Annotated in this window: 12 protein-coding genes; 7 read left to right on the plus strand and 5 right to left on the minus strand. The window is 65.3% G+C overall.

The window, feature by feature from the left end:
* Positions 1–40: 40 nt before the first annotated feature.
* From MTX21_RS21945 to MTX21_RS21955, 3 genes are all read left to right on the plus strand, one after another.
* Positions 41–1,057: a flagellar motor protein MotA gene (locus MTX21_RS21945; RefSeq protein ID WP_280966770.1), complete on the plus strand. Its 1,017-nt coding sequence runs from the start codon at positions 41–43 to the stop codon at positions 1,055–1,057.
* Between the two features lie 104 nt (positions 1,058–1,161).
* Positions 1,162–2,190 (plus strand): peptidoglycan -binding protein, encoded by a 1,029-nt coding sequence (locus MTX21_RS21950; RefSeq protein ID WP_280966771.1) that lies wholly within the window; start codon positions 1,162–1,164, stop codon positions 2,188–2,190.
* Complete coding sequence (locus MTX21_RS21955; protein ID WP_280966772.1) at positions 2,190–2,636, plus strand: GNAT family N-acetyltransferase; 447 nt, start codon at positions 2,190–2,192, stop codon at positions 2,634–2,636. Before MTX21_RS21950 ends, MTX21_RS21955 begins: the two co-directional genes overlap by 1 nt.
* A gap of 276 nt (positions 2,637–2,912) precedes the next feature.
* Here the strand turns inward: MTX21_RS21955 and MTX21_RS21960 are convergent, their stop codons facing one another.
* The gene (locus MTX21_RS21960) at positions 2,913–4,760 is read right to left on the minus strand and encodes an ABC transporter ATP-binding protein/permease (protein ID WP_280966773.1); all 1,848 of its coding nucleotides are present in this window, start codon (positions 4,758–4,760) and stop codon (positions 2,913–2,915) included.
* 202 nt (positions 4,761–4,962) lie between these two features.
* Between MTX21_RS21960 and rpmE the strand changes: the two genes are divergently transcribed.
* Positions 4,963–5,190 carry a 50S ribosomal protein L31 gene (gene rpmE, locus MTX21_RS21965; RefSeq protein WP_063701089.1) on the plus strand — a complete coding sequence of 76 codons (228 nt, stop codon included), beginning with the start codon at positions 4,963–4,965 and terminating at the stop codon, positions 5,188–5,190.
* Positions 5,191–5,305: 115 nt separating this feature from the next.
* Here the strand turns inward: rpmE and MTX21_RS21970 are convergent, their stop codons facing one another.
* Together MTX21_RS21970 and MTX21_RS21975 are read right to left on the minus strand one after the other, a co-directional pair.
* On the minus strand, positions 5,306–5,815 hold the full coding sequence (locus tag MTX21_RS21970; RefSeq protein ID WP_280966774.1) for a DUF1465 family protein: 510 nt from the start codon (positions 5,813–5,815) through the stop codon (positions 5,306–5,308).
* A gap of 536 nt (positions 5,816–6,351) precedes the next feature.
* The gene (locus MTX21_RS21975) at positions 6,352–6,543 is read right to left on the minus strand and encodes a DUF1192 domain-containing protein (RefSeq protein WP_280966775.1); all 192 of its coding nucleotides are present in this window, start codon (positions 6,541–6,543) and stop codon (positions 6,352–6,354) included.
* Positions 6,544–6,657: 114 nt separating this feature from the next.
* Between MTX21_RS21975 and MTX21_RS21980 the strand changes: the two genes are divergently transcribed.
* Entirely contained in the window at positions 6,658–7,656 is a 999-nt protein-coding gene (locus tag MTX21_RS21980) for an NAD(P)H-quinone oxidoreductase (protein WP_280966776.1), read from the plus strand.
* Between the two features lie 141 nt (positions 7,657–7,797).
* A complete protein-coding gene (locus tag MTX21_RS21985; protein ID WP_280966777.1) occupies positions 7,798–10,674 on the plus strand; it encodes an EAL domain-containing protein in 2,877 nt (958 codons plus the stop codon).
* Between the two features lie 189 nt (positions 10,675–10,863).
* On the opposite strand, the gene MTX21_RS21990 is transcribed toward MTX21_RS21985, so the two are convergent.
* Positions 10,864–11,124, minus strand: a complete 261-nt coding sequence (locus MTX21_RS21990) for a hypothetical protein (RefSeq protein ID WP_280966778.1) — start codon at positions 11,122–11,124, stop codon at positions 10,864–10,866.
* A 147-nt stretch (positions 11,125–11,271) separates the two neighbouring features.
* Between MTX21_RS21990 and MTX21_RS21995 the strand changes: the two genes are divergently transcribed.
* Positions 11,272–12,768 carry a sensor domain-containing diguanylate cyclase gene (locus MTX21_RS21995; RefSeq protein WP_280966779.1) on the plus strand — a complete coding sequence of 499 codons (1,497 nt, stop codon included), beginning with the start codon at positions 11,272–11,274 and terminating at the stop codon, positions 12,766–12,768.
* A 230-nt stretch (positions 12,769–12,998) separates the two neighbouring features.
* On the opposite strand, the gene MTX21_RS22000 is transcribed toward MTX21_RS21995, so the two are convergent.
* Positions 12,999–13,874 carry a UTP--glucose-1-phosphate uridylyltransferase gene (locus MTX21_RS22000; RefSeq protein ID WP_280966780.1) on the minus strand — a complete coding sequence of 292 codons (876 nt, stop codon included), beginning with the start codon at positions 13,872–13,874 and terminating at the stop codon, positions 12,999–13,001.
* Positions 13,875–13,951 lie beyond the last annotated feature (77 nt).

Genomic DNA, 13,951 nt, shown 5'->3' on the forward strand with positions numbered 1-13,951 from the left:
GTGCGGGCCGCTCAGGCTTTCGTAACGGATGACATCGGCTATGCGCACGCCGTCAGGCACCTCGCCTCACATGGACATCGAACTCACCAAACTGTCGTCGCCCAGCGTGTTTCTCGTGCGGATGCTCGTCTTCCTGGTGCTCTGCACTCTGATCTCCGTGGTGCTCTACAAGCAGATAGCGAATGCCTTTTTCTTCAATCCGGGCCTCAACGCGCTGATCGGGGCGGTCCTTGTCATCGGCATCATTCTCTCCTTCCGGCAGGTCATCCGGCTCTATCCAGAAGTGAGGTGGGTCAACAGCTTCCGGATTGCCGACCCGGGGCTGGTGCCGAGCGGCCACCCGCGGTTGCTGGCGCCGATGGCGGCGATCCTCGGCGGCGAGCGGACCGGACGCATGACGATCACGCAGCAGACCATGCGCCATCTGCTCGACTCGATCGCGACGCGCCTCGACGAAGCCCGGGATATCTCCCGCTACCTGACCGGACTCTTGGTCTTCCTCGGCCTGCTTGGCACCTTCTGGGGCCTGATCGAGACGGTCGGCTCGGTTGGCGCGATTATTGGCGGCCTGAAGGTCGGCGGCGATGCCGGCGCGCTGTTCGACACGCTGAAAGAGGGCCTCGCCGCCCCGCTCGGCGGCATGGGCATCTCGTTCTCGAGCTCGTTGTTCGGCCTCGCCGGCTCGCTGATCCTCGGCTTTCTCGACCTGCAATCGAGCCAGGCCCAGAACCGCTTCTACACCGACCTCGAAGACTGGCTCGCCACCACCGTGCGCGAATATGGCCGCGGCGAGGTGACCGTCGCAGCCGGCGGCGGCGTCGCCGGCGGCGAGCTGCAGGCCGCGGTCGAGCGGCTGCGTTCGGTGCTGGAAGAGGGCAGCGCGAGCCGCGGCACCACGGCCGCGATGGCAAGCCTTGCCGAAGCCATCCAGGCGCTGGTCTCGCACATGCGCACCGAGCAGCAGATGATCCGCGAATGGGCCGACGGCCAGGGCGAGCAGAACCGCGAGATCCGGCGCCTTCTGGAACGCATCGCGCGCCAGCCGGAGAAGAGTTGAGGATTCGCTGAGCCCAGCGCGTTACTTAAGATGTGGGTCCCGGCTCTGCGGAGCAGCGTTGCACGCTGCGCCGCGTCCGGGACTCGGAAGTGGAGATAAACGAAATGGCTCTAGCCCGCGCCCGCCGCAGCGACGGCCCCTTCAATTACTGGCCCGGATTCGTCGACGCGCTGTCGACGCTGGTGCTGTCGATCGTGTTCCTGTTGTCGGTGTTCCTGGTCGTGCAGTTCTTCCTGTCGCAGGAGGTGACCGGCAAGGACAAGGCGCTGGAACAGCTCAACGCCAAGATCGCGCAGCTCAACGAACTCTTGTCGCTGGAGAAGCTGGGCAAGCTCAGCCTCGACGACCAGGTGGCACAGCTCAAGGCCGGCCTCGCTTCCGCCGAATCCGAGCGCGACCGCATGAAGGGCCTCTATGAGGGGCTCGCCAGTGCCGGCAACGACGCGCAAGGCAAGACCACCGAGCTCAACAAGGCGCTGGACTCGGAGAAGGCCGTCTCGGCCCGGGCGCTCGCCCAGATCGAGGTGCTGAACCAGCAGATCAGCGCGCTGCGGCGGCAGCTCGCGGCGCTCGAGGAAGCGCTCGATGCCTCCGAGAAGCGCGACAAGGAATCGCAGAGCCGGATCGCCGATCTCGGCGCGCGCCTCAACGTGGCGCTGGCGCAGCGCGTGCAGGAATTGTCGCGCTATCGCTCCGAATTCTTCGGCCGCCTGCGCGCCATTCTCGGCAATCGTCCCGACATCCGCGTCGTCGGCGACCGCTTCGTGTTCCAGTCGGAAGTGTTCTTCGACACCGGACAGGCGACCCTGTTGCCCGAGGGCCGCGCCGAGCTCGATACCGTGGCGAACGCGCTGATCGAGCTCGACAAGAAGATCCCGACGGAAATCGCCTGGGTGCTGCGTGTCGATGGTCATACCGACATGCGGCCGGTCAACGGCCCGAACTTCAAGTCCAACTGGGACCTGTCCGCGGCCCGCGCCATCTCGGTGGTGCAATATCTGATCTCGCTCGGTGTGCCGGCCCAGCGCCTGGTCGCCGCCGGCTTCGGCGAATTCCAGCCCCTCGACCCCGGCAACACCGAAGAGGCCTACAAGCGCAACCGCCGCATCGAGCTGAAGCTGACGGAGCGGTAGTGAGCGCCCTCCGCCTCCGCCCCTACCGCGCAGAGGACGAGGCCGCGTCCATCGACCTCTGGCATCGCACCTGGCAACAGGCTTATCCGCAGATCGACTTCGCGGCGCGCCTCGAATGGTGGCGCGAACGCTGGCGCAAGGACCTGGTGCCGAAGGCCTCAATCGTGGTCGCCGAACAGGACGCCGCGCTGATCGGCTTCGTCACCATCGACGGCGAAGGCTATCTCGACCAGCTCGTGGTCGATCCCGACCACTGGGGCTCGGATGCAGCGCGGCTGCTGGTGGATGAGGCCAAGCGCCTGTCACCGACCGGCGTCACCCTGCTCGTCAACAAGGACAACGCCCGCGCCATCCGCTTCTACGAGCGCAACGGCTTTGCGCATGCGGGCGACGACGTGAACCCAACCTCAGGACGGCCGGTGCTGCGGATGGCGTGGAAGCCGTAACGCGCCGCGTCCCAACTAAAATCTCGAAAACAACCCCATGCAAAGTAGAACCGCAGTCGCCGGCGGCGGGACGTAAGTGCATCAAGCCCAATCATTTACGGGCGCAATGGAGCAATCCAGGTCCTCTCCGCAGTCATGCCCCGCGCAGGCGGGGCATCCAGTAAGCCGCGGCTTCCCCGTATCCTCGCACTGCCTCTGGGATACTGGATCACCCGCTTTCGCGGGTGATGACACCGTGAGTGGGGTGGCGGTCAGAACGCCTTACGCGCTCTCGAACTACGCGCCCTCGAACTGCAACCTTGCCAGCCTGGCATAAAGCCCGTTCGCCGCGACCAGCTCTGCATGCGTGCCCTGCTCGACGATCCTGCCCTGGTCCATCACCAGGATGCGGTCGCAGGAGAGCACGGTTGCGAGCCGGTGTGCGATCACCAGCGTGGTGCGGTGGCTCATCAGCTCTTCGAGCGCGGTCTGCACCAGCGTCTCGCTTTCGGCATCGAGCGCCGAGGTCGCCTCGTCGAGCAGCAAGAGCGGCGCATCACGCAGGATCGCGCGCGCGATCGCGATGCGCTGGCGCTGGCCGCCGGACAATGTCACGCCGCGCTCGCCGAGCGGAGTCTCGAAACCGTCGGGCAGGCGGCGAATGAACTCGGCGGCGTGGGCGAGCTCGGCGGCGCGCTCGACCTCGGCATCGGTCGCATCGGGTCGCCCGAAGCGGATGTTCTCGCGGGCGCTGGCGGCAAACACAGTCGACTCCTGCGGCACCAGCGCGATGCGTGCGCGGAAATCGCGCGGGTCGGCCGCCATGACCGGCACGCCGTCGAGCGAGATCGCGCCGCCCCGCGGATCGTAGAAGCGCAGCAACAGATGAAAGATCGTGCTCTTGCCGGCGCCGGACGGGCCGACGATCGCGACCTTCTCGCCGGGGCGCACCGTGAACGAGACGGCGTCCAGCACATTGACGTCGGGCCGCGCCGGATAGGCGAAGCTGACATGATCGAAGCCGACCTCGCCGCACGCCGGCGTCGGCAGCGCCCGCGGAGAAGCGGGCGCGGTGATCTCCGGCTGCACATGCAAAATCTCGAACAGGCGCTCGGCGGCGCCCGAGGCGGCCGAGACCTCACCCCAGACCTCGCTGAGCTGGCCGAGACCGGCGGCCGCGAACGCGGCATAGAGCACGAACTGGCCGAGCCGGCCCGGCGTGATGGCGCCGGTCAGCACGTCGTGCGAGCCGATCCAGAGAATCGCGACCACGCTGGCGAACACGATGAAGATGATGATGGCGGTGAGCACCGCACGCGCCTGGGTCGAGGTGCGCGCGGCCTCGTAGGCCTGCTCGACCTCGCCGCCGAACCGCTTCTCCGCCAGCCCCTCGCTGGTATAGGCCTGCACGGTGCGGATCGCGCCGACCAGCTCGCCGGCATAGGCCGAGGCATCGGCGAGCGTATCCTGCGCGTTGCGCGACAGCCGCCGCACCCAGCGTCCGAACGCGACCAGCGGCAGCACGATCAGGGGGATCGCCAGCAGCACGAAGCCGGACAGGCGCGGACTCGTGATCACCATCATCGCCGCGGCGCCGAGGAACATCATGAGGTTGCGCAGCGCGATTGAGACGGACGCGCCGACCGCGGATTTGATCTGGGTGGTGTCGGCGGTGAGGCGCGACACCAGCTCGCCGCTGCGCGCAGAGTCGAAGAAGGCCGGCGACAGCGAGAGCAGATGGGCGAAGACGTCGCGCCGGAGGTCAGCGACGATGCGCTCGCCGATCGTCATCACGAGGTAGTAGCGCGAGGCACTTGCGAGCGCGAGCACGGCGACCACCGCGATCATCACGGCAAAGTAGCTGTTGATCAGCGCGATGCCTTCCGGCGTGAGGCCGAAATCGATCATCCGCCTTACCGCGACAGGCACCAGCAGCGTCGTCAGCGCCGCGATCGTCAGCGCGACGAAAGCGAGCGCCGCCCGGCCGCGATAGCGGCTGACATAGGGCGCGAGCGCGAGCAGCGGACGCAGTCGCGCCCGGCCCTTCGCCGGCTGCTCGATCAGCTCCGCCTCGATCGACGGGGTCTCGGCAGGCCCGGCTTCGCCCTCATGGTACCGATGGTCAAGCCGTTCCACTGCGCTCATGACATCCCGACCCGATAGACAACTCCGCTCCACATAGGCCGGTTGCCGGGGGAGTGGCAAATCCGGGATGTCCCTTAAGTGACAGCCCGGTTCTGCTTGTCCGGCAGTGGCTTGTTTTAGGGGTTTCCGTGCGGTATAGAGCCGGCCAAATCCGTCATCGATAGTCACTCAAGTGAGAGGCGCCGGGCGCCGGCGAATTGCCATGAAAGCCGAAATTCATCCGAATTATCATACGATTACGGTCGTGATGACCGACGGAACCGAGTACCAGACCCGCTCCACCTGGGGCAAGGAAGGCGACAAGCTGCACCTCGACATCGACCCGAAGTCGCATCCGGCCTGGACCGGCGGCGCCCAGCAGATCATGGATCGCGGCGGCCGCGTCTCGCGCTTCCAGAAGAAATTTTCCGGTTTTCTCAAAAAGGATTGATCCGGCCACTTCGGCCGCGAACGCAAAACGCCCCTGGGAGACCAGGGGCGTTTTTGTTTTCCGGGTTGTCATTCCGGGTTCGCGCTTCGCGCGCCCGGAATGACGGTGAATGGACTTACCGCTCGAACGCGGCCTTGAGCGCGTTCAGGTGCGGCACCAGCGGGTTGCCGATCGCGGCGTGATCGGTCGGCGGGGTGTGGATGGTGGTGTCGAGACGGCGCACACGCGCCTGCAGGCTCATCGAGCGGTGGATCAGATCCTGCAACTGCGCCGGCAGCTTCTCGATGGTATCGGCGGGACCGGGATCGGCGGCGGTGAGCTTGACCTTGGTCTTCTCGCGGTTGGCCTGGACGAGCGTCATCTCACCTTCCTTGACCGCGCGATGCAACAGCAGCCACGAGGCGAGCTGCATCAGGCGCGTGGTGAGACGCATGCTCTCGGTCGCGTAGGTGAGGCTGACGGCACGATCGAGCGCCTTGGCCTCAGTGCGGCCGGCGCCGTCGAGATAGGCGGCGGTTTCTTCGACGAGGTCCATCCCCTCACGGAACAGGGCGCCGAACGCCGCAGAATTGGTGAACCGCTCGCTGAGTTGAACGAGAGCGCCGTCGGCTTGCAAACGTTCCATGGTTAACGCCCCTTACGCAACTGTTACCGTCCGGCTTTGGCGCCGGCTTATGATGAACAAATCATTGCGCGGGCGGGAGGCGGAGTCCAGCGGCAAGCGCGGATATGGTTTCCGCGGGTCTTTCCTCGGAATACAACCGACGCGAGACAAAAAAGAGCCGCCGGAGACCGGCGGCTTTGAAAGTTGATAACAGGGAGGCGTCAAACAGAGTGGACAGGAGCCACTCGGTGTCCAAACGAGGACGGTTCCAGTCATAAACCCGAAAGCTTAATCGACCGTAAACGAGCAAATATTTTGAGAGTTCGTTAGCCATGTCGGTCATTGGCCGAGCGGGGTCCGCGCGTTTCTCTGTCCCGCCGTCATTCCGGGACGCGACGAAGTCGCGAGCCCGGAATCCATAGCCACGAGCGGACGGAATGGCCCGGCCCTATCAGCCTGCCTGTTTCAAAGGCCTGGATTCCGTGCTCGGCGCTGGCGCGCCGCCCCGGAATGACGCAGGGATGTTCGACGCCGCGCGTCGCAAAATGCGCGCGTTGCTACGACTTGAAGAAATTATTCGCCGCATCGCGCGAGGCGCGCTTCTTGGTGGCGGCTTCCTCTAACCTTGCGATTTCCGCCTTCAGCAGCGCGACGCGCTCGGTCAGCTCCTCCACCGACAATAGTGAGAGATCCTGTCCGATCTCGTGGCTGATCTTCTTGCGAGGCCGGTCGTCGTCTTCCATCGGCATCGTCGTTCCTCCTGCGTTCGCGCGGCCAAACGAGGCTGAGACGGTTGCCAGCGTGAAGCGCGCTGGCTAATCAATGGCCCACATTTCCATCTCGCACCCTTGCAAGGACAAATCATGGAAAAGCTGCCCGCGCAAATGACCGTGGTCGCCATCTCCAAGCCCGGCGGACCCGAGGTGCTGGTGCCGGAACAGCGGGCGCTGCCGCAGCCTGGCCCCGACGAGATCCTGATCAAGGTGCAGGCCGCGGGCGTCAACCGGCCCGACGTGGCGCAGCGCTCCGGGTCTTACCCGCCGCCGCCCGGCGCCAGCGACCTGCCGGGACTCGAGGTCGCCGGTGAGGTGGTGGCTGTCGGCAGCAACGCCAAGCGGCACAAGATCGGCGACAAGGTGATGTCACTCGTCGCCGGCGGTGGCTATGCGCAGTATTGCATCGCTCAGGACGGCCAGGCCATGAAGGTGCCCCCGGCGTTGTCGATCAAGGAAGCCGGCGCGCTGCCGGAGACCTTGATGACGGTCTGGCACAACGTGTTTGAACGCGGCGGGCTGAAGGCCGGCGAAACGCTGCTGATCCATGGCGGCTCCTCGGGCATCGGCACCATGGCGATCCAGCTTGCGAAAGCGTTCGGCGCGAAGGTGATCGTCACCGTCGGCTCGCAGGACAAGATCGATGCCTGCCTGAAGCTCGGCGCGGACCGCGCCATCAACTACAAGACCGAGGACTTCGTCGCTGTGGTCAAGGCGGAGACCAACAATGCCGGCGCCAACCTGATCCTCGACATGGTCGCCGGCGAGTATGTCGATCGCAACTATGATGCCGCAGCGGTCGACGGCCGCATCGTGCAAATCGCGACCCTCAACGGCCCCAAGGTCAACGTCAACATCGCCAAGGTGATGGTCAAGCGCCTGACGCATACCGGCTCGACGCTGCGCCCCCGTAGTAATGCGGACAAGGCGGCGATGGTGGCCGCGATCGAGGCGAAAGTGATGCCGCTTCTGAGCGAGGGCCGCGTCAAGCCACTGATGGACAGCAGTTTCCCGCTGGAAAAGGCCGCAGACGCGCACCGGCGGATGGAGACCAGCGCACATATTGGCAAAATTGTGTTGGAGGTCTAGGCCAACGGCCCACAGGGGATAAGCGGAAACCCTTTGATTTTCCTCGCTTTCGTGGCATCTATCGCAGAGCGCCGAACCGTCTCGTTCGTTCGGACAAACGCCTTGCACTGAAGAGTTTGCGTCGAACGCGGAGAACTGGCCTTGCGTCTGATCAGGTGCCTCGCGCCCATAGCGCTGGGCCTCATGATTCTTGTCGGCGCGTGCCCGGCGCGCGCGCTTGACGCCGTCAGCGTCCGCAGCGACGCGCCCGCGATCGACCTTACCGGCGTTCTCGAACATCAACGCAGCGACACCGACCGCATCCAGGTCTCCACCGCGCCCGGCACCGATGGCATCGTCCGCCGCATCGAGGTACGCGCCCGCGAAGGCGGCCAGAACTGGGTGGTGTTCGCGCTCGCCAACAATACCGACGACCAGCTCGACCGCCTGATCGTCGCCCCGCATTATCGCATCGTGTCATCGGGCCTGCTGTGGCCCGACCTCGGGCTGTCGCGCATCGCGACCATCACGCCCTCGGTCGGCGACCGACCGGAGCGTCAGGAAAGCGCGACCGCAGACGTGTTCCGCATCACGCTCGACCCCGGCGCCGTCGTCACCTTCGTCGCGGAATTGCGCACCGACAAGCTGCCGCAGCTCTATCTGTGGGAGCCGGAGGCCTATAAGGACAAGGTCAACTCCTTCACGCTCTACCAGGGCATCGTGATCGGCATCTCCGGCCTGCTTGCACTGGTGCTGACCATCCTGTTCGTGGTGAAGGGCAGCATCATGTTCCCGGCGGCCGCGGCGCTGGCCTGGGCGGTGCTGGTCTATATCGGCGTCGATTTCGGCTTCTGGGGCAAGGTGCTCGACATGTCGAACAACGCCGAGCGCATCTGGCGCGCGGCGGGCGAGGCGATCCTCGCGGCGACGCTGCTGGTGTTCCTGTTCGCCTATCTCAACTTGAGCCGCTGGCATGTGCGCTATTCGCACATCACCGTGGGCTGGCTCGCGTTCCTGGGCTCGCTGGTCGCGCTCGCTTTGTTCGATCCGGCCGTGGCCTCCGGCATCGCGCGCATGTCGCTGGTGCTGATTGCCTTCGCCGGCTTTGCGCTGATCGTCTATCTCTCCACCCACGGCTTCGACCGCGCCGTGCTGCTGATCCCGACCTGGTTCCTGCTGGTGGTCTGGGTGGTCGCGGCCGGTATGACGGTCGCCGGCTCGGTCACCAACGACATCGTCGGTCCGGCGCTGCTCGGCGGCCTCGTACTGATCGTGATGCTGATCGGATTCACGGTGATGCAGCACGCCTTCGCCGGCGGTGGCGCCACCACCGGCGTCGTCTCCGACATCGAGCGGCGGGCGCTGGCGCTGGCCGGCTCCGGCGACCTGATCTGGGACTGGGACGTGTCGGCCGACAAGGTTTTCACCAGCCCCGAGACAGAGGCCCTGCTCGGCCTGAAGCGCGGCACGCTGGAAGGTCCGGCCGCGTCGTGGCTCGAGGTGCTGCATCCGCTCGACCAGGATCGCTTCCGCGCCGCGCTCGACAGCGTGCTCGACCAGCGCCGCGGCCGCCTGGTGCAGGACTTCCGCCTGCGCACGCCGGACGGTCACTTCATGTGGTTCGCGCTGAAGGCGCGTCCCGTGGTCGGCTCGGACGGCGAGGTTTCGCGCGTGGTCGGCACCCTCACCGACGTCACCGAGCTGCGCAACGCGGAAGAGCGCCTGCTGCACGACTCCGTGCACGACAACCTCACCGGCCTGCCCAACCGCAAACTGTTCATGGACCGGCTCGGCGCGGTCGCGCATTTCGCCAAGACCATGCCGACGCTACGGCCGACGCTGATGGTGATCGACCTCGACCGCTTCAAGCAGGTCAACGATTCCGTCGGTATCGCGGTCGGCGATTCCATCCTCTTAACGCTCGCCCGCCGCCTCACCCGCATCCTGAAGCCGCAGGATACGCTGGCGCGGCTTGCCGGCGACCAGTTCGGCCTGATCCTGCTGTCGGAGCAGGATCCCGCCCGCATCACCGCCTTCGCCGAGACCATCCGCAAGACGATCCGCGCGCCGATCGCCTTCAACGACCGCGAGATCTTCCTGACCGCCTCGATCGGCCTCGCTTTGTCCGATCCGCAAGTGCAGCTCACCGACGAGATCATCAAGGATGCTGAGCTTGCGATGTATCATTCCAAGCGCATCGGCGGCGACCGCATCGACGTCTACAAGCCGGTGATGCGCGCCCGCAAGACCGACCGGCTGACGCTGGAAAGCGAGCTGCGCCGCGCCATCGAGCGCCAGGAGATCACGATCTTGTACCAGCCGATCGTGCGGCTGGAGGATCGTTCGATCGCCGGCTTCGAGGCGCTGTCGCGTTGGGATCATCCCAAGCTCGGGCGCATGTCGCCGTCGGAGTTCATCAGCATCGCGGAAGAAACCGGCCTGATCGTCGATCTCGGCATGTTCGTGCTCGACCAGACCGCAAAGCAGCTCGCGATCTGGCAGCGCGCGATGCGCTCGCGCGATCCGATCTTCGCCTCCGTCAACGTCTCCTCGCGGCAGTTGCTGCGCCACGATCTCATCCACGACATCCGCACCGTGCTGTCGCGCTCCTCGGTCGCGCGCGGCACGCTGAAACTGGAGCTGACGGAATCGCTGGTGATGGAGAATCCCGAGCATGCGGCGCAGATGCTGACGCGGATTCGCGAGCTCGGCACCGGGCTCTCGCTCGACGATTTCGGCACCGGCCACTCCTCGCTCGCCTATCTGCAGCGATTCCCGTTCGACACAATCAAGATCGACCAGTCCTTCGTCCGCACCACCAGCCGCGGCACGCGGCCGGTGATCCTGAAGTCGATCATCGCGCTTGCGCACGATCTCGGCATGGATGTTGTCGCCGAAGGCGCCGAGACCGATTCCGACGCGGTCGAGCTGTACCAGATGGGCTGCGAATACGCGCAAGGCTTTGCCTTCGGCGAGCCGATGGATGCCGACGCCGCGATGCGGCTGCTCACCGAAGTGCGGCTGGAAGCGGCGAGCTGATCTCGACGCAGGCGGGCTCTTCTGCCTTCTCCCCTTGTGGGAGAAGGTGGCGCGAAGCGCCGGATGAGGGGTCTGTCTCCGCAAACTCAACTCGACGAATTGACGCGCGGAGAGAGACCCCTCACCCGTCTCGCCGCTACGCGGCGAGCCACCCTCTCCCACAAGGGGAGAGGGAAAGACAGCGCGCCCTCACCTCTGCGCCGATTTCTGCTTCCTGAACCGCACGCTCTGGCCGTCCGGCATCCGCGTCGCGACGAAGCCGGCGGCAAGGCAGGCTTCGCGCTGCGGCATCCGGATGTCGGGGCTGCGCAGGCTATCCCACCATGAGGCGCGCTGCGCTGCGCGCGGCAGCGCGGCACCGATGATCTCCTCGATCTGCTCAAAGCTCAGCACGAACTCCGTCTGCTTCTGTCGCATCAGGTAATCGCGTAGCGCGTCGTAGTCGTTCACCGCCGTCCTCATCTCGCTGGTCCGAAGCTCTGCTTTGCGCAAAAGCGTGAGCTTCGGAAACCAATTCTTAACTCATTGCACCACCGCCGTCCCGACTTAAACACTACGCAATCATTCGGGCGCATCCACTAATGTCGGGAGCAAGCGATGCTGTCTGGATGGCGCGAAGCCATGGCCCGCCGGCCGTGGCGGATTTCGGCGAAGCTGCTGATCATCTCGTCGGTCGTGACGGTGATCGGCTTTTCCGCCATTTGCGTCAACGTCATGCTGGACATGCGGCGCGGCGAGGAGGCGCTCGCGCGCCAGACGCTGGAAAACCTGGCCACCACCATCGAGGCCGACATCAGCCGCAATATCGAGATCTATGACCTGTCGCTGAAGGCGGTCGCGAGCAGCATGCTGCTGCCCGAGATCGGGACCGTTTCGAAGCCGATCCGCCAGCTCATCCTGTTCGATCATGCCACTACGGCTAGGCACTTCGGCGCCATCCAGGTGTTCGATGCCGAAGGCAAGCTGACCATCGACGCCTCCACGCTCGATCCGCTGCCGGAGAGCCGCGGCGACGAGGACTATTTCAGGGTTCACCGCGACAATCCCGGCGCCGGACTGTTCATCAGCCGTCCGATGTTGTTCCGCGGCGCCTATTCGATCGTGCTGAGCCGACGCATCAGCGACACCGATGGCGGCTTCATGGGGGTCGTCGCCGGCTCGATCCGCTTCAGCTATTTCCACGAGCTGTTCGAGCGGTTGAACCTCGGGCCCGAGGACACCATCACCGTGCTCAAGCGCGACCGCACCATCATGATGCGGCGGCCGTTCGACCTCGACGTGATCGGCAAGAACCTGTCCGAGCGCCAGAACTGGAAGGCCGACAATCTGAAGGCCGGCGGCTCGTTCGCAGGACAGGGACCGATCGACGAAACGCCACGCCTCTACGTCCGCAGCAGCGGGGCCAGTCCGCTGTTCGTGGTGGCCGGCAAGCCGCTCTACGTGGTCTTTGCGCTGTGGCAGACGGAGGCCCTGCGCATCGGCGTCGTGGTGCTGGTGCTCGCACTTTTCATGCTGGGCTCGACGGTCGTGCTCGCCCGCGAGATCGGCCGGCGCGCCGAGGCCGAGCGCAAGCTCGAGGAGATGGCGACGACGGACGCGCTGACGGGCCTGCGCAACCGGCGCAAGTTCGATTCCGTCATCGACCAGGAATGGCGCCGCGCCATGCGCCAGCAGACGCCCGTCGCGCTTCTGATGATCGATGCCGATCACTTCAAGGCCTACAACGACACGTTCGGCCATCAGGCCGGAGACCAGGTGCTGATCGGCATCGCCATCTGCATTTCCGATTCGGTGCGTCGCGCCGGCGATTGCGCCGCGCGTTATGGCGGCGAGGAATTCGCCGTGCTGCTGCCGAACACCTCGGCGACCGACGCGTTCAAGATCGCCGAGATGATCCGCGCCAAGGTGCAAGGCTGGTCCGATGACCAGACGATGTCGACCGTGTCCTGCGGTGTTGCGAGCATCGTTCCCACTGCCGGCCTGGACTGGTCGATCCTGGTGAACGCCGCCGACAAGGCGCTCTACGCCGCCAAGGCCGGCGGCCGCAACCAGTCCGTGGTCGCGAGCCTGCCGAAGCTGTCGCTGGTGGCGTGAGTCTCCGGCGCAACGCAGTCATTTTGAGTGCGAAGCAATCCCCGCATCTTCGGTGTCGCCCCGGCGAAGGCCCATACCGGGGAGTCCATCGATTGCGCACGGTCGTCCTACCGAACAACGAGTCTTCGCCAAACTACTCCCTGTGGTTATGGGTCCCGACCTTCGCCGGGACGACGCCAGGAGAGATTGGCGAGTTGGATTCGAAATAACGCGTGGCGAGATACCTCCCGCTACTGCCCCAGATACTTCTTCATCTCCGCGATCAGGCCGTCGCGCAGGTCGGGGCGCTTCAGGCCGTAGGCGATGTTGGCGCGCAGGAAGCCGGCCTTGGAGCCGCAATCATGGCGCTCGCCCTCGAACTCGACGCCGTAGAACTTCTGCGACTTGGCGAGCCCGATCATGGCGTCGGTGAGCTGGATCTCGCCGCCGGCGCCGCGCTCCTGGGTCTCCAGGATCTTGAAGATCTCGGGCTGGAGAATGTAGCGGCCGGTGATCGACAGATTGGAGGGCGCAGTGCCCTTCGGCGGCTTCTCGACCATGCCGTCGACCTCGAACATCTTGCCGTTGCGCTTGCCGACGCCGCAGATGCCGTATTGATGGGTCAGATGATCCGGCACCGCCTCGACCGCGAGCAGGTTGGATTTTTCACCGAGCGTCGCTGCCGTGTCGATCATCTGCTTCAGGCAGCCGGGCGCATTGAGCACGAGTTCGTCGGGCAGCACGACCGCGAACGGCTCGTTGCCGACGATGTCGCGCGCGCACCAGACCGCATGGCCGAGGCCGAGCGGTGCCTGCTGGCGGGTGAAGCTGACGGCGCCCGCATCCGGCTGGTTCTGCGTCAGAATCTCCTGCTCGGCCTTCTTGCCGCGCGCGGCGAGCGTGGTGTCGAGCTCGAACATCCGGTCGAAATGATCTTCGATGACGTTCTTGTTGCGGCCGGTGACGAAAATGAAATGCTCGATGCCCGCTTCCTTGGCCTCGTCATAGACGTACTGGATCAGCGGCTTGTCGACGATGGTCAGCATCTCCTTGGGCATCGCCTTGGTGGCGGGCAGGACACGGGTGCCGAGGCCGGCGACCGGGAATACAGCTTTGCGGATTTTCATGGGATTGATCGAATACCTCGAGAGACGCGTGAGCAATGACGGCTTGCTAGACGGTTTGCAGCCGCTAACAAAGGCGG

The sequence above is a fragment of the Bradyrhizobium sp. ISRA430 genome, from assembly GCF_029909975.1.
Classification (GTDB): domain Bacteria; phylum Pseudomonadota; class Alphaproteobacteria; order Rhizobiales; family Xanthobacteraceae; genus Bradyrhizobium.